The following is a 15452-nucleotide window of genomic DNA, read 5'->3' on the forward strand; positions in this document are numbered from 1 at the left end:
GCGGTGGGCACCGGCCCCCTCGGGGTCATGGGCTCACGCCCCAGGTGACGCGGTAGTCGCACTCTCCGGAGCAGGTGAGCACGCTGGTGGCGTCGTCGTTGACGTAGGAGTAGGCGTTGGGTTCGGCCGCCTTGAACACGGCCGCGGAGTCGACGGGCCAGGAGGACGGGACGCACTGGGGGCGGGCCGCGTAGGCGCCCGTGCAGCAGGTCTGGTCGGTCTTGAACACCAGACAGGCGCTGAGGCACGCGACGACATGGCCGTCGCGGACGCGCTGGAGCCTGGCGGGGCAGGTGGCGTTGGCGTCCCGGGTGCAGCCGGCCGCGGAGCAGCCGTTCGCGTCGATCCTGTCGCGGGAGGAGCCGCCGTAACTGTTGATCCACATCGGCAGGTTGTTGCCCTCGACCAGGCTGACGTCGTAGAAGTCCATGCCGTTCCAGGCGTTCAGGTTGAACTCGGCGAGTGTGGAGGGGAATTCGCCCCAGGTCGAGCCGCACTGGAAGCGGCCGCAGTCCCCGGTCAGGCAGTGGCCGCGGCCGGCGGCGTCGAAGGAACAGCCGGTGCGGGCCCAGAGGCGGACGTCCCAGTGGTCGGGGATGCGGAAGGTCAGGCTGGCGCCGGGGCGCAGTACCCAGCCGGTCGCCTCGACCGGGTGCTTGGGGTCGGCGGCGATCGCGGGCCAGATGGTCTGGCCGAGGCGGTTGACGAGGGTGATGGTGCGCTTGCCGGGGGTCTTGGCGGCGGCCGTCGGCTGCTTTGCCGTACGGGAGGGCGAGGAGGCCTTGGCCGAGGGCGATGTCCCGGCGTGCGGAGCCGACGAGGCCGAGGGGGTCGGTGACGGTTTCGGGGAGGGGCTCGCGAGAGGGGTGGCGGCGGCTGTCGTACGGGGCGTCGCCGCCGGGTCGGCGGTGGTGGTCGGCTGGTCGGAGGCCGGCGCCGTCTGCATACGGGCCAGCACTACGCCGGTCACCAGGGCGAGGCAGGTGAGGACCACGGCGGTGGTGGCGGCGAGGCCGGAGTACCGGCGGGGTCGGTGGCGGCGGCGGTGGTGGCGGTGGTGGCGGTGGTGGCGCATGGCACGGGGCTCCTGTCCGTTCCCACGGGTGTGGGCTTACGTGGGGGAGACCCGGACGGGGGTGGTGGGACAACGGAAATGGGGTGGCTGGTGCGGGTGCGCTGTGGATGTGGGGAATACCGGTGGGTGGGGTCTCGTTCTGCAGGTATAGTTGAATCGTAAACAACCTGGAGGGTGAGCGAGCATGCAGTTCGGGATCTTCACGGTCGGCGATGTCACGCCGGACCCCACGACGGGTCGGACGCCGAGCGAGCGGGAGCGGATCAAGGCGATGGTCGCGATCGCGCTGAAGGCCGAGGAGGTCGGGCTGGACGTCTTCGCGACCGGTGAGCACCACAACCCGCCGTTCGTGCCGTCGTCGCCGACCACCATGCTCGGTTACGTCGCCGCGCGCACGGAGAAGCTGATCCTCTCCACCTCCACCACCCTGATCACCACCAACGACCCGGTGAAGATCGCCGAGGACTTCGCGATGCTCCAGCACCTGGCCGACGGCCGGGTGGACCTGATGATGGGGCGCGGCAACACCGGCCCGGTCTACCCCTGGTTCGGCCAGGACATCCGGCAGGGCATCAACCTCGCCATCGAGAACTACGCCCTGCTGCACCGCCTGTGGCGCGAGGACGTCGTGAACTGGGAGGGCAAGTTCCGCACGCCGCTGCAGGGCTTCACCTCCACCCCGAGGCCGCTGGACGGGATCGCCCCGTTCGTCTGGCACGGCTCGATCCGCTCGCCGGAGATAGCCGAGCAGGCCGCCTACTACGGTGACGGCTTCTTCCACAACAACATCTTCTGGCCCGCCGACCACACCAAGCGGATGGTCGAGCTGTACCGGGCCCGGTACGCCCACTACGGGCACGGCACGCCCGAGCAGGCGATCGTCGGCCTGGGCGGCCAGGTGTTCATGCGCCACAGCTCGCAGGACGCGGTGCGCGAGTTCCGGCCGTACTTCGACAACGCGCCGGTCTACGGTCACGGGCCCTCCCTGGAGGACTTCACCGACCAGACTCCGCTGACCGTCGGCACGCCCGAGCAGGTCATCGAGAAGACGCTGGCCTTCCGGGAGTACGCCGGTGACTACCAGCGCCAGCTGTTCCTGGTCGACCACGCGGGGCTGCCGCTGAAGACGGTCCTGGAGCAGATCGACATGCTGGGCGAGGAGGTCGTACCGGTGCTGCGCAAGGAGTTCGCGAACGGCCGTCCGGCGAACGTCCCGGAGGCGCCCACGCACGCGTCGCTGCTCGCCGCGGCCGCCTCGGAAGGCGCGGAAGGCTCGGACGCGGAGAAGAAGGAGGTCGGGGCATGAAGCTCGTCGTCGTCTCGGCGGGACTGAGCGTGCCGTCGTCCACCCGGCTGCTGGCCGACCGGCTGGCGGCCGCGGTGGGCCGGCAGGCCGCCGGTGTCGAGGTCGAGGTGGTGGAGCTGCGCGACCTCGCGGTAGAGATCGCGCACAACTTCACCAACGGCTTCCCCGGGCGCAGGCTGGCGGCCGCGCTGGAGGCGGTGACGGAGGCGGACGGCGTGATCGCGGTCACGCCGGTGTTCACGGCCTCGTACAGCGGCCTGTTCAAGTCGTTCTTCGACGTCCTGGACAAGGAAACGCTGGTGGGCAAGCCGGTGCTGATCGCGGCGACCGGGGGTACGGCCCGGCACTCGCTGGTGCTGGAGCACGCGCTGCGGCCGATGTTCGCGTACCTGCGGGCGGTGATCGCGCCGACCGGCGTCTACGCGGCGTCGGAGGACTGGGGCGCGGAGGGCCTGGAGGCCCGGATCGAACGGGCGGCGGGGGAGCTGGCGGCACTGATGACGGGCCTGACCGGCGCGCGGCCGGCGAAGCCGGAGGCTGTGCCGGTGGTGGTGCCGTTCGAGGAGCAGCTGGCGAGGCTGGCGGCGAGCTGAGATCGACCGGGGCCGGGGGTGTCGCTTACCGGCGCCGGCAGGGTGCCTCCCCCAGAGGGGGTGCCGCCAGCGCCCACCCGTGCCGCCCTGGGGGCACGACTGCCCGCAGCTGGGACGCGCCCCGTAAGGGGCGCGGGGCTGTATTCGATGTGCGGCCGCCGTCGTGGGGGCGCGACCAGCCCCCACCGGGCGACCAGCCCCCACCGGGCGCTAAGCCTCCACCGGGCGACCAGCCCCCACCGGGCGCTAAGCCTCCACCGGGCGACCAGCCTCCACCGGGCGCTAAGCCTCCACCGGGCGATCAGCCTCCACCGGGCGACCAGCCCCCACGGGGCGCTAAGCCCCCACCGGGCGCTAAGCCCCCACCGCGCGACCAGCCCCCACCGGGCGACAGCCAGAACTCGACGCCCGTTGCCTCTGTGACGGTGAGAGCCAGGTAAAAAGGGTGATCGTAGGCCCGCTCACCCCGGCCGAACCACCGGAGGCCTTGGCAGACTGGGTGCGTGCCCCAGACTGTGCTGCTCGCCGAAGACGACCGCGCCATCCGCCACGCCCTGGAGCGGGCCCTCAGCCTGGAGGGTTATGAGGTGACGGCGGTCGCGGACGGTGTGGAAGCCCTGGCGCACGCCCATCGCGAGCGACCGGACGTCCTCGTCCTCGACGTGATGATGCCCGGCATCGACGGCCTCCAGGTCTGCCGCGTCCTGCGCGCCGAGGGCGACCGCACCCCCATCCTGATGCTGACCGCGCTGGTCGAGACCGCCGACCGGATCGCGGGACTGGACGCCGGCGCCGACGACTACGTCGTCAAGCCCTTCGACGTCGAAGAGGTCTTCGCGAGGCTGCGGGCCCTGCTGCGGCGCACCTCCCCGGTGACCACCGGCGGCGGCTCGGGCGGCTCGGGCGGCGTGGTCGCCGACCCCGGCCGGGAACCGCAGGTCTCCGACCGGCAGGTGGAGGCGGCCGGCCTGCGGATGGACCTCCAGGCCCGCCGGGCCTGGCGCGGCCGGCGCGAGCTGGAGCTGACCCGTACCGAGTTCGAGCTCCTGGAACTGCTCGCCCGCAACGCCGGGATCGTCCTGGACCACTCCACGATCTACGACCGTATCTGGGGCTACGACTTCGGCCCCGGCTCAAAGAACCTCGCCGTCTACGTCGGCTACCTGCGCCGCAAGCTCGACGAGCCCGGCGGCGCGCAGCTGATCCACACCGTCCGGGGCGTGGGTTACGTGCTGCGGGAGGACTGAGTGGGCCGCTTCCGGCGGCTCCGGCGGGTGCTGGTCAGGCGTCGGCCCCGGCTCGTCTCCCTGCGCACCACGTTCGTCGTCTCCTTCGCGGCCGTCACCGCGGCCGTCACGATCGTCGTCGGCATCCTGTCGTACAACGCCGCCGCCCGGCTGGTCCGCGTGGACGAGCAGTCGGTGTTCACCCAGGTCGTCTCCGACGTCCAGGACGAGGTCAAGCAGCACCGGATGGTCCCGGAGGACTTCTTCTCCTCCAAGCCGGGACATGACCTGGTCCGGCCGCCCCGCACCGACGTCCAGGTGCTCGGCGAGCACGGCGAGACCGTCGACCACGGCAGCCCGGTACTGCCCGTCACCGACGCGGACCGGGCGGCCGCCATGGCCGCGAAGGCCGGGACGACGGCCCAGCGCAAGGACGTCCGGGTCGGCGACGACCTGTTCCGGATCGCCACGGTGGCGCTCGGCGACGGCCGGGGCGCGGTGCAGGTGGCGCAGGAGTTCAGCGACACGGAGGACCTGCTGCGGGCGCTCCAGCAGCGGACGCTGGCGCTGATGGCGGCGGTGGTCGTGGCCGCGGGGCTGTTCGGCTGGTGGCTGGCCCGCCGGATCACCCGTCGGCTGGTGATCCTCACCTCGGCCGCGGAGGACGTGGCCCGCACCCGGCAGCTCGGCATCCAGGTCCCGGTGACGGGACTGGACGAGGTGGGCCGGCTGGGCCGGGCCTTCGACCGGATGCTGGGGCGGCTGGCCCAGTCGGAGGAGGACCAGCGGCGGCTGGTCCAGGACGCCGGTCACGAACTCCGCACCCCGCTGACCTCGCTCCGTACCAACATCTCCCTGCTCCGCCGTATCGACGAACTCCCGCCGGCCACCCGGGACGAGCTCGTCGCGGACCTCGGCCAGGAGGCGCGCGAGCTGACCGACCTGGTCAACGAGCTGGTCGACCTCGCGGCCGGGCAGTCCGACGCGGAGCCGCCGCAGCGGGTGGACCTGGCCGACATCGGGGAGGACGTCGCCGGGCTGGCCCGCCGTCGTACCGGCCGCGAGATCCTGCTCCGCGCGAGCGGCGACACGACCACCGACGGCCGCCCGGGCATGCTCCAGCGGGCCGTCTCCAACCTGGTCGAGAACGCGGCCAAGTTCGACCGGGACGGCAAGGCCCCCATCGAGATCAACGTCACCGGCCCCGCCCGCCCCGGAACGGTCCGCGTCGAGGTCCTCGACCGCGGCCCCGGGATCGCCGAGGGCGACCTGATCCGGATCTTCGACCGCTTCTACCGCGCCGCTGACGCCCGCTCCCTCCCCGGCTCCGGCCTCGGCCTCTCCATCGTCCGCGAGGTCGCGATGGCCCACGGCGGAGCCCCCTTCGCCTTCCGCAGAGAGGGCGGCGGCGCGGTGATCGGCTTCACGGTGGGCGGGGGGTTCGCGGGCGGGATGCCACGGGTGTAGGCCCGTACCGCACCGCGCGCAGGAGCGGGACCGCGCACCGCTCACCGCACCGCGCGCCCCACCCACCGTGAAGCCGCGCACCGCACCGCGCACCCCCCCACCCACCGTGAAGCCGCGCACCGCTCACCGCTTTCCGCGCAGGGCCCGGACGACGTCGGCCACGGCGGTGAGGATGCGGGCCCGGTCCCTCGAATCGGCGTCGGCGAGCGCGGTACGGACGATCAGCACGGCGGCGCAGGCCACGATCAGCAGCGCCAGGACTCCGCACAGGGCGGTGAGGAGCAGGGGGGCCATCGGGGTTCCTTCCAGGGCCGGAGCGACGACGCCGCCGACTGTGCTCCGGGTGCGCTGCTCGGGGCTCCGGCCGATGTGCTCGAATGCCGGTGATACCGCAGGTCATGGAGGTAATCTGCGATTTCGCGAGTCGTACGGGTCGTACGGGTCGTGCGATCCGGGGCCTGGAGGGGGACGGCCGGTGACGTACGAGGAGCAGCTGGACCGGCTCGTCAGGGCCGCCGAGGGACCCGGTCCGGCGGTGGTGGCCGCGGCGATCGCGGCCAAGTACGGGCTGAGCATCCACGCCAACACCGTCAGGGACTGGCTCCAGGGCAAGGGCGTCCCCCGTGACCGGGTGAAGCGGCACGCCTTCCTCGGTGTGCTGACCGAACTCGCGCAGACCCGGCGGCCCGGTGCCGTGCCCCGCCTCACCCGGGAGCAGTGGGACCGTCTCGCGGAGGCGTCCCGGCAGGGGAGGACGGCCGACTCCGCGCCGCCCGCCCCACAGGGTTTCGGCCAGGACTGGCTGAGCGCCGTGACCGGCTCCGTCGTATGGCAGCTCGTCGCGCCCACCGAACAGGAACGGGCCGGGACGATGCGGGAGCAGACCCTCGACGTCGTACGACGGCTCGCGAAGCTGTACGACGAGCGGCGCGGGCCGCTGGCGCGGGACCCGTGGCGGGACCCGGAGCTGGGGGAGCGCATGGTCCGGGCGACGAAACTCCTGCTGCACGAGATACAGGAGCGGCTGCGCCGGCCGACGCTGACGCCCGCCGAGGCCGCGCTGATCTCCCTGCTGCCGTTCCTCCACCAGGCGCACGGCGCGTACACCGTCGCCGAGCTTGCCCACATCGACCCGGTGGACCTGGACGACCAACTGCCGGGCGGCGCACACCGGCAGACCCACAACGCCCTGCTGCGCGCCCACAAGCGGCTCGTCCGCCAGGCCAACCGCGGGCATGAGCTGCCCGACCGTGGGGACGGGCGCCCGGAGACCGGCTGGTGGCTCTTCCACCAGTGGGCGAAACAGGAGATGGGCTCACTGCCCGCCCTGCTGGCCGAACTGGAGTCCCCCGAGACCGGCCTCGGCGCGCTCCTCGACCGTCACCTGCTGACCCGGCTGCTGGCCTGTGCCCAGGTGCCACCCCGCAAGCTGTACGGCAGGGGGCGCGACGGGCTGCTGAAGCCCGAACCGTTCCCGGTCGAACTCGGCGGTGGACACTGGCAGGAGGTCCGGGAGCACCTGGTGGGGCCGTTGTTCGCGATCGCCCATGCCATGGCCCTGGAGCCGACCGCCCTGCCCCCGGACATCGTCGAGCACGTGGGCATCCCGGATCCGGTGACGGCCGAGGCGTTCCTGACCACTCTGAACAGAGCCCGCTGGATCCCTCGCGGTGACGCCCTGGGCCTCCAGGCGACCTGCGACCACCCCGCCGTCGTGGCCGCGCTCGTCGACCACGCGCAGCATGTCGACACCCTGCTGCGGGAGGCGCGCCGCACCCGGCCCACGGAGGAGATCGGCGCCCTGCCCGTCTACGCGCACGCCGACGAGGTCTACGAGGTGGACGACGCGGGAGAGCCCCGGCAGGCCGGCGAGGTGATCCGGTTCCGGCTGGACGAGGCCCGCATCCAGGAACTCCTCATGGGCGAGAACCTCTACCGCGACCGCGCCCTCGCCATCCGCGAGCTCTACCAGAACGCCCTGGACGCCTGCCGGCTGCGCAGGGCCTGGGAGCATGCCAGGAACGGCGAGGACGGCTTCAAGGGAAGGATCGAGTTCGAGCAGGGCTACGACCAGGACGAGGAGCGGTACTACCTGGAGTGCCGGGACAACGGCATCGGAATGGACGAGACCGTGCTCGCGGAGGTGTTCTCCCGGGCCGGCGTCCGCTTCAGCGAACACGCCCGGTTCCAGGAGGAGTCCGAGGAGTGGCGGAAGGACGGGATCGCCGTCTACCCGAACAGCAGGTTCGGCATCGGCGTGCTCAGCTACTTCATGCTCGCCGACGAGATCCGGGTCACCACCCGCCCGGCCAGCGGCAGATCGGGGCCGCTCACCGTTCTGATCACCGGCCCCGGTCACTACTTCCGGGTCAGGCCCGGTGACGAACGCCGGTTCGTGGGAACCACGGTCCGTCTCTACCTCCGGGACGGAAAGAAGGCCCCGTCCTGTGTGCGGGAGCTGCGCAGGTTCCTGGGCATCGCCGAGTTTCCGACCTTCGCCGAACACGCCAAGAGCACGGCGAGATGGGATGAACCCGGCCGGCTGGAACCCCGTGAGGCACCTGTCGGTGGACCGGACGGATTCCTGGCCCACGGCAGGACGGCCGGCCGTCCGCAAGGCGGTTACGCGGTCCACGGCCAGGTGGTGTGGTGTGAACACGGTGGCGGGATCCTGGCCGACGGCATCTTCGTCGAACCCCGCGTACGGCGCGGTGTGCTGGCCGATCCGGGAGGTACGCGGCGGCTGCGCGGCGCGGTGGTCAACCTGACCGGGGCGACCCGGCCGAAGGACCTGTCCGTGGACCGCACGGAGATCCTGGACGGCGATGTGGACGAGCAGGTGGAGCGGCTCATCAGGGACGCGCTGCCGGCCCTGCTGGCCGCCGACCCGCCCCTGCTGACGACCCAGTGGCTGGCGGACGTCTCGAGCCACAGCCCCCGGCTCGCCGACATCGTGACCGAGGCGGCGGGGGAGGCGGGGTTCGTGCTGGAGTTGCACGGCCACTCCGCATCGGTCGCCACGGCCGGGTTCTTTCCCTCGGACGTCGACATCGTCCACCAGGCGGCCGATGAGCCCACGGAACTGGACGACACCGACGACATCCGGCCCAGCGGCCCGCCGGACGACGTCACCCTGCTGTGGCGCCTCCTCGCACATCGGCCCAACGCCGAAACGGACGCGCTGACCGAACTCGTACCGGAGCTGTCCCGGGTGGAGACGGTCCTGGTCGCCCGACCCTCGGACCTGCTGCTGCGCACCATGTCGGCCGGAGGCTGGAATGAGCGGCACTGGCCCGACCCGCGCACGGCCACCCGCCACCTCTCGCCCCCGGGGCATGCCCTCTCCATAGCTGAGGCCTGCGGCATGACGTATCTGGACGTGCTGTCCCGCATGGAACTGCTCGGCATGGTGACTCCGGGACCTCCCCGGGACGACGTCGTGGTCGACCCGACCGGAGTGGCACTCCTCGACGCCTACCTTCGCGGTGTGACCCGGGACGCCCTGGCCGGCGACTGGCGGAGTGTGGACGACGTCGTTCCGCCGGGGCACCTCGTGAAGGCGCATCTGGTGCTGAACATCGGGTTCGAAGAAGCTCTCGGCCGCATGCGGGCCGTCGGCTTCGACCTGCCCGAGCACGTGCCGACGGAGACCCCGGAGGACTGGGTACTGGCCGTGCTCAGCCGGTTCCTGAACTCCGATGACCCCTGGCTGGAGCAGGACGACCCGGTCCCGGTCGGGCACGTCCTGCGCGCGATGTGGCAGACCGGCCGGCCTCTTTCGGAGGTTGTCGAGACACTACGGACGTACGGCTTCCGTCCGGAGCTCGGTTCGGTGGACGAGGAGACGGCTCGGGAACTGCTGCGACAGCGCGCCGAGTGGAACTGGGACGCCGACGATCTGAGCGACCTCGAGGTGACGGTGCCGGTGCCGTTGCGCCTGCTGGCCGAAGCGTCGATCGCCTCGGGCGTTCCGCTGCGGGAGACAGCCCGCCGGGTGACGGAACTGGGCTTGTGCGTCGCCGACTTGCCCGACCGGGTCGATCCGGCGGACACCAGGATCCTGAGCGTGGTGATGCCGACGGAGGACAAGGTCGTCCACCCCGGGAGCTTGGTGAACGCGGCGGAGGAAGCCGGTATGCCCCCGGCGGCGGTGGCGGACCGCCTGCGTGCCTACGGACTGCGGACACTGGCTGTGGGACTTCCCGAAGTGATGGCCGGTGACGTGGAGTTGCTCAGCCATGTGAGTAACGCTCTGGGGGGCTGGGCCGGACTCGGTCCGGACCGGCGGGTGCCGGTGTCGGCGGTGGTCAGGGCCGCGCAGGAGATGGGGCAGTCGCCCAGGGCCGTCGTCGACAGACTGGCCTGCTACGGCCTGGGCACGCCGCTCGCGGCGCCGCCCGTCAAGGCGAGCAGAAGCGACTACGGCCTCACGGGATGGTCCGGCTACGCCCGCGAGACGAAGTTCGACTGGGGTGCGCCGGTGCCGGTGCATCATCTTGTCTCGGTGGGCCCGGAGTTGCTGATGGAACAGCAGGAAGTCGTAGAACGCCTGACCGCCTTCGGCTTCCGTATGCCCGCCCTCGGTGTCGACGACCTGGACCAGACCGATCTCAGTCTCTGCCGGGACACGCACGTCCAGGGAAACCAGACAAAACGCCTCCCCCTGGGCCTGCCCAACCCGATCTCGGACTTCCTCGACATCGCCCGCTTCGCGCCCCTCCCCCTCCCCGAGCTCCTCCCTCGCCTCGCCCGCCTCGGTGTGGACCTCTCCAAGGTGACCGAAGCCGTCCGGGCCGCCCTCCCCGAGGTCCCCGGTCTCGTCATGTCCCCCAGGGAACCGTGAGGAATCCCTCGGCGCGGGCGCTGGCCAGGCCGATCCGCGGGATGTCGCTGCTTCGCGCGAACAGCAGGTAGCGCGGTTCCCATATCGGGCGGTACTTCGCGTTCGCCCGGTACAGGGACTCGATCTGCCACCAGCGGGAGAAGAACGTCAGGGTCGCGTGCCACAGGCGCAGGACCGGACCGGCGCCGAGGCGGGAGCCGCGTTCGAAGACCGAGCGGAACATCGCGAAGTTCAGGGAGACCCGGTCCACCGCCAGGTCGGGTGCCTTCAGGAGGAGTTCCACGACCATGAACTCCATCAGGCCGTTCTCCGCGTCGCGGTCGCGGCGCATCAGGTCCAGGGAGAGGCCCTGTTCGCCCCAGGGCACGAAGCTGAGGAGGGCGCGGGGCACGTCGTCCGCATCCCGGCACTCCAGCATCACGCAGCGGCCGTCCGCCGGGTCGCCGAGGCGGCCGAGCGCCATCGAGAAGCCGCGTTCCGTGGTGCCGTCGCGCCAGTGGTCCGCACGGTCGATCAGAAGGGACATCTCGTCGGCCGGGATGTCCTCGTGGCGGCGGACGCGGACCGTGTAGCCGGCTCGCCGGACCCGGTTGTGGGCCTGGCGGACCACGCGCATCGCGCGGCCTTCGAGGGTGAAGTCGCCGATGTCGACGATCGCCTCGTCGCCCAGTTCCAGGGCGTCCAGGCCGTGGCGGGCGTAGATCGTGCCGGCCTCCTCGCTCGCCCCCATGACCGCGGGGGTCCAGGCGTGCTGCCGGGCCTCCGTCAGCCACGCGTCGATCGCGCCGGGCCACGCCTCCGGGTCGCCGATCGGGTCGCCGGAGGCCAGGCTGACGCCGCCCACGACGCGGTAGGTGACCGCCGCCTTGCCGGTGGGGGAGAAGATCGCCGCCTTGTCACGGCGCAGGGCGAAGTAGCCGAGCGAGTCGCGGGCGCCGTGCCTGTCCAGCAGCGTGCGCAGGCGTGCCTCGTCCTCCGGGCCGAGCAGACGGCGGCCGCGGGGGGAGCGGAAACCGGCGTACAGGACCAGGCAGAAGGCGGCCGCGAGCAGGACGTTGATGACGATGTCGGTCCAGCGCGGGGCGTGGACCGCGGTGACGTGGTCGGCGAGCGGACCGACGCTGACGCCCCTCAGGAGCGTGTAGGCGATCTCGTCGGGGAGGGTGGCGCCGGGGAGCTTGTTCGTCGCGTGGACGAGGAGCGTGCCCAGGCCGCCGGTGAGGGCCACGCCGCCCACGCCCACCGCCAGTGCCAGCCTCGGGTTCGACGGGTCGCCGACCGCGTGGAACTCCCGGCGGCTGATCAGCAGCGCGGCCACGAAGAGGCCGGTCAGGGCGGCGGAGACCCAGTTGAAGACGTGGGCGCGGTACGCGTGCTGGGTGAGGGCGAGGACGTAGAGGGCGAAGACGGGGGTGGACAGGAGTACGTTGACCAGCCACGCCGCTCGCTTGCGGCGCCGCATCACCAGCACGAAGAAGATCGCCAGGGCGGCCGAGACCAGGCCCGCCGTGGCGAGGTACGGCGTGAAGAACTGGCCGGAGTGGTGGGCGTGCTGCCGGTGGAGGTGCAGGGTGAGGCGGCCGTTGTTGTGTTCGTCGACCTCCTGGCGGAACGGCAGGGACAGCACCGCCGCTATGTTCAGGACGGCGATCAGGCGCAGGTACCAGACGGTGGCGTCGGCGGCCCGCCTGCGCAGTGCGCCGCCGGGTGTGGCGGCGGGGGCGCGGCGGTCGGCGGATGCGCGCGGGGGGATCAGGGTCGTCGGCTGTGCGGGCATGGTGACCGGTCACCTTGGGGACGGGGACGGGGACGATGGCGGAGGGAGCTGTGACCCTACAGTCTGTAGGGTAACGGCGGGGGGTCGGGTGAATGACCGGCCGCGGTGCGGAATACGGTGTGAAGAGGGAGAGGGTCCTCTTACGGACACTCCCGCTCGGCCCGCCACCGGGCCGCCAGCACCCACGCCAGGTTCCCGATCGCCGCCCCCGCCGCCACCGCCGCGACGATCACCCCGCCCGTCGCCAGCCCGTCGCTGAACAGGTGCGGGCGCCGGTCGAGGCTGTGCAGGCCGAAGCCGGACAGCTCGTACACGCCCACCGCCGCGACCAGCAGGCTCGCCACCAGCACCGCCACCGTGGGGGCGAGGCCGCGCCGCGCCTCCTGTGTGTCCGTGCCCTGCATGAGTACCCCCGATGAGCTGACGGGCCGCCGTGGCCGATGGGGAACCTACAATACGTAGGGTCTGGATACCCTCAGGACGTGCGTATTTACATCAGCGTGGACATGGAAGGCATCACCGGGCTCGTCGACCGGGACGATGTGCAGCCCGACGGCCGGGACTACGAGCGCGGCCGGTCCATGATGGCCGAGGATGTGAACGCCGCCGTACGCGGGGCGGTCGCCGCCGGGGCGACCGAGGTGCTCGTCAACGACGCCCACGGCCCCATGCGGAACCTGCTCCCCGAAGCCCTGCACCCGGCCGCCCGCCTGGTGCGCGGCAAGCCGAAGAAGATGGTCATGCTGGAGGGGCTGACCGCGCAGGACGACGCGGCGGTGTTCGTCGGCTACCACGCTCGGGCCGGTGCCCTCGGCGTCCTCAGCCACAGCTTCATGGGGCACGAGATCGAGGACATCTGGCTGGACGGCAAGCCGGTGGGTGAGATCGGGCTCGCGCACGCCACCGCCGCAGCGCTCGGCGTGCCCGTCGTGGCCCTCACGGGTGACGATGTGGCGTGCGCCGAGATGACGGCGTGGGACGAATCGGTCGCCACCGTCCCGGTGAAGTACGCCCGGGACCGGTTCGCCGCCGAGCTGCGCCCGGCCGAGGAGGCCCGTCGGGCGATCGAGGAGGCCGTCGCCGGGGCCCTGGCGCCCGCGCCGAAGCGGCCCGCCCCGCCGGAAGGCGACGCCACGCTCGCCGTCCGCTGGCAGTCCGCCTCGGTCCCCGCCGTCCTCCTCGGCATCCCGGGAGTGACGGCCACGGACAGCCGTACCGTTCAGGCGTGTGGTCAACTCCCGGCGCTCTACCGGCAGTTCGGCGTCTGGATGCGGGTGGCCGCCTCGCTCACCAGCCAGCCCCCGTACTGCTGAGCCGGCTCAGCCGAACCGGCCCGCCACGTAGTCCGCGGTGCGCTGGTCCTGCGGGGAGTTGAAGACGGCCTCCGTGGCGCCGTGTTCGACGATGCCGCCCGGGGTGCCCTGTTCGGCCAGGAAGAACGCGCACTGCTGGGAGACACGCGCCGCCTGCTGCATGTTGTGGGTGACGATCACGATGGTGACCTGACCGGCCAGGTCCTGGATCGTCTCCTCCACGCGGCGGGTGGAGGTGGGGTCCAGGGCCGAGCACGGCTCGTCCATCAGCAGGACCCGGGGGCGGACCGCCAGCGCCCGCGCGATGCACAGGCGCTGCTGCTGGCCGCCGGAGAGGGCGCCGCCGGGCTGGCGGAGCCGGTCGCGGACCTCCTTCCACAGGCCCGCACGGGTCAGGGACTCCTCGACCAGCTCGTCCCGCTCCCGGCGGTTCACCTTCGTGCCGGTCAGCTTGAGGCCGGCCACCACGTTGTCGTAGATCGACATCGCCGGGAACGGGTTCGGCTTCTGGAAGACCATGCCGATCCTGCGGCGTGCGTCGGTGAGCCGCCAGGACGGGTCGTAGATGTCCTCGCCCTCGAAGAGCACCTCACCGCCGAACTGCGCCGAGGGGATCATCTCGTGCATCCGGTTGAGGGTGCGCAGGAACGTCGACTTGCCGCAGCCGGACGGCCCGATGAGCGCGGTGACCTCGCCCGCCGGCATGGTCAGCGACACCCGGCTGAGCACCTGGTGGGAACCGAACCAGGCGGAGACGGCACGGGCTTCGAGGGTGGCGGGGGCGGGGCCGTCCACCACCGGGAGGGCGGCCGGCAGTACGGCGGTGTCGGTCACGGCGGCGTCGGTCGTCGCGGACTCGGTCGTGGCGGTCTCGGTCATCTCATTCACCTGGTTCACAGCAGATTCGGCAACAGTTCGGTGGTCCGCGTCGCGACCTGAAGGCCGAGCACCGCGACGACCGGGGCGAAGACGATCCACGTCTGGTGGCGGCCCCAACGATGCCAGGCCCAGACGGCGGCCACGGCGGTGAGCAGCAGCGCCTGCAGCCACATCACCAGCGGCCACGGCACCCCGGAGGGGCGGGCGAGGGGTTCCTCGGAGTCCGGCAGGGTGCCGGCGCGGATCACGGCCGCGGGGGTCTGGAACGGCTCGGAGACCAGGTCGGCGTCGACGCGCAGGACGCCCGAGGGGATGAACCTCGGTCCCGTCGCCGTGATCAGCACCAGCCGGCTCTTGCCGGCGGCGAGCGCGGGCGGCGCCGGATCCCCGGCCCGTCGTACGTCGATGACCAGGTACTTCGCCTTGCCCTGGCCGGTGATCACGGTGAACGTGTCGCCCGTGGTCAGCTGGGAGAGCCTGCCGAACGGGCCGCCGTACGCCGCCGCCCGGCCCATCAGCACGCTGGTGCCGGCCTGGCCGGGCATCGGGGTGTCCCGGCGGTGCCCGGGGCCGTCGGTGAGCACGGAGGAGTCGGTGCCCTCCAGGACGACCTGGCTCAGGCCCAGCTTCGGAATCCTGACGATCGCGAGCGGGGTGCCCGGTGCCAGCAGCTTGCCGTCCTGGCCGGTCTGGGCCACTGGGGCGGTGCCGAGGGCGAGTTGCTCGCGCAGCTGGTCGAAGTCGGCGTGCTGCGCGGCGTGCTGCTGGGCCCCGCTGACCACCAGCAGCTGCACGGTGATGCCGAGCAGCAGGGCGGCGAGGCTGAGCAGTCCGCCGCGCGAGAGGTGGCGGACGAAGGTGACGCTGCGGACGGGCTTGCGCGGCACGGCCGCGGCCAGAGCTTTCGGTGTCGGTACGGCGACGGTCACGGGGCCCGCCTCCTTCGGAAGACGCGTGCGGGGCCGCCAGGAGC

General features: G+C 72.1%; 12 protein-coding genes. 6 read left to right on the top strand and 6 right to left on the bottom strand.

Features of this window, described 5'->3' with window-relative positions; all coding sequences use genetic code 11:
• Positions 1–25 precede the first annotated feature (25 nt).
• Positions 26–1075, bottom strand: coding sequence for a thaumatin family protein (locus tag AB0D59_RS12855; protein ID WP_362564247.1), 1050 nt, complete (start codon positions 1073–1075; stop codon positions 26–28).
• Between the two features lie 184 nt (positions 1076–1259).
• On the opposite strand from AB0D59_RS12855, the gene AB0D59_RS12860 reads away from it, so the two are divergent.
• The 4 genes from AB0D59_RS12860 to AB0D59_RS12875 all read left to right on the top strand — a co-directional run bounded on the left by AB0D59_RS12860 (position 1260) and on the right by AB0D59_RS12875 (position 5667).
• Positions 1260–2381, top strand: a complete 1122-nt coding sequence (locus tag AB0D59_RS12860) for an LLM class flavin-dependent oxidoreductase (RefSeq protein WP_362564248.1) — start codon at positions 1260–1262, stop codon at positions 2379–2381.
• Complete coding sequence (locus tag AB0D59_RS12865) at positions 2378–2974, top strand: FMN reductase (protein WP_362564250.1); 597 nt, start codon at positions 2378–2380, stop codon at positions 2972–2974. The genes AB0D59_RS12860 and AB0D59_RS12865 overlap by 4 nt, the downstream gene beginning before the upstream one ends.
• Before the next feature lie 503 nt (positions 2975–3477).
• On the top strand, positions 3478–4221 hold the full coding sequence (locus tag AB0D59_RS12870; RefSeq protein ID WP_362564252.1) for a response regulator transcription factor: 744 nt from the start codon (positions 3478–3480) through the stop codon (positions 4219–4221).
• On the top strand, positions 4222–5667 hold the full coding sequence (locus tag AB0D59_RS12875; RefSeq protein WP_362564254.1) for a HAMP domain-containing sensor histidine kinase: 1446 nt from the start codon (positions 4222–4224) through the stop codon (positions 5665–5667).
• Positions 5668–5790: 123 nt separating this feature from the next.
• On the opposite strand, the gene AB0D59_RS12880 is transcribed toward AB0D59_RS12875, so the two are convergent.
• Positions 5791–5961 (bottom strand): hypothetical protein, encoded by a 171-nt coding sequence (locus AB0D59_RS12880; protein WP_351741206.1) that lies wholly within the window; start codon positions 5959–5961, stop codon positions 5791–5793.
• Between the two features lie 181 nt (positions 5962–6142).
• Between AB0D59_RS12880 and AB0D59_RS12885 the strand changes: the two genes are divergently transcribed.
• Complete coding sequence (locus AB0D59_RS12885; RefSeq protein ID WP_362564256.1) at positions 6143–10510, top strand: hypothetical protein; 4368 nt, start codon at positions 6143–6145, stop codon at positions 10508–10510.
• Here the strand turns inward: AB0D59_RS12885 and AB0D59_RS12890 are convergent.
• Together AB0D59_RS12890 and AB0D59_RS12895 are read right to left on the bottom strand one after the other, a co-directional pair.
• Positions 10488–12287, bottom strand: coding sequence for a phosphatidylglycerol lysyltransferase domain-containing protein (locus AB0D59_RS12890; protein ID WP_362564258.1), 1800 nt, complete (start codon positions 12285–12287; stop codon positions 10488–10490). The two genes, AB0D59_RS12885 and AB0D59_RS12890, sit on opposite strands and share 23 nt — an antisense overlap.
• Positions 12288–12427: 140 nt before the next feature.
• Positions 12428–12691, bottom strand: coding sequence for a hypothetical protein (locus AB0D59_RS12895; RefSeq protein ID WP_351741198.1), 264 nt, complete (start codon positions 12689–12691; stop codon positions 12428–12430).
• Positions 12692–12769: 78 nt separating this feature from the next.
• On the opposite strand from AB0D59_RS12895, the gene AB0D59_RS12900 reads away from it, so the two are divergent.
• On the top strand, positions 12770–13600 hold the full coding sequence (locus AB0D59_RS12900; RefSeq protein WP_362564260.1) for a M55 family metallopeptidase: 831 nt from the start codon (positions 12770–12772) through the stop codon (positions 13598–13600).
• A 6-nt stretch (positions 13601–13606) separates the two neighbouring features.
• Here AB0D59_RS12900 and pstB read toward each other — a convergent pair whose 3' ends face one another.
• Positions 13607–14479: a phosphate ABC transporter ATP-binding protein PstB gene (gene pstB, locus AB0D59_RS12905; RefSeq protein ID WP_362564261.1), complete on the bottom strand. Its 873-nt coding sequence runs from the start codon at positions 14477–14479 to the stop codon at positions 13607–13609.
• Between the two features lie 14 nt (positions 14480–14493).
• Entirely contained in the window at positions 14494–15408 is a 915-nt protein-coding gene (locus AB0D59_RS12910) for a sortase (RefSeq protein WP_362564263.1), read from the bottom strand.
• Positions 15409–15452 lie beyond the last annotated feature (44 nt).

This window comes from Streptomyces sp. NPDC048417, from assembly GCF_040651615.1.
GTDB lineage: Bacteria > Actinomycetota > Actinomycetes > Streptomycetales > Streptomycetaceae > Streptomyces.

Bases quoted from the DNA above. Each gene is read 5' to 3' on its own strand.
- AB0D59_RS12855 (WP_362564247.1), bottom strand. From the start codon at position 1,075: ATGCGCCACCACCGCCACCACCGCCACCACCGCCGCCGCCACCGACCC.
- AB0D59_RS12860 (WP_362564248.1), top strand. From the start codon at position 1,260: ATGCAGTTCGGGATCTTCACGGTCGGCGATGTCACGCCGGACCCCACG.
- AB0D59_RS12865 (WP_362564250.1), top strand. From the start codon at position 2,378: ATGAAGCTCGTCGTCGTCTCGGCGGGACTGAGCGTGCCGTCGTCCACC.
- AB0D59_RS12880 (WP_351741206.1), bottom strand. From the start codon at position 5,961: ATGGCCCCCCTGCTCCTCACCGCCCTGTGCGGAGTCCTGGCGCTGCTG.
- AB0D59_RS12890 (WP_362564258.1), bottom strand. From the start codon at position 12,287: ATGCCCGCACAGCCGACGACCCTGATCCCCCCGCGCGCATCCGCCGAC.
- AB0D59_RS12895 (WP_351741198.1), bottom strand. From the start codon at position 12,691: ATGCAGGGCACGGACACACAGGAGGCGCGGCGCGGCCTCGCCCCCACG.
- pstB (WP_362564261.1), bottom strand. From the start codon at position 14,479: ATGACCGAGACCGCCACGACCGAGTCCGCGACGACCGACGCCGCCGTG.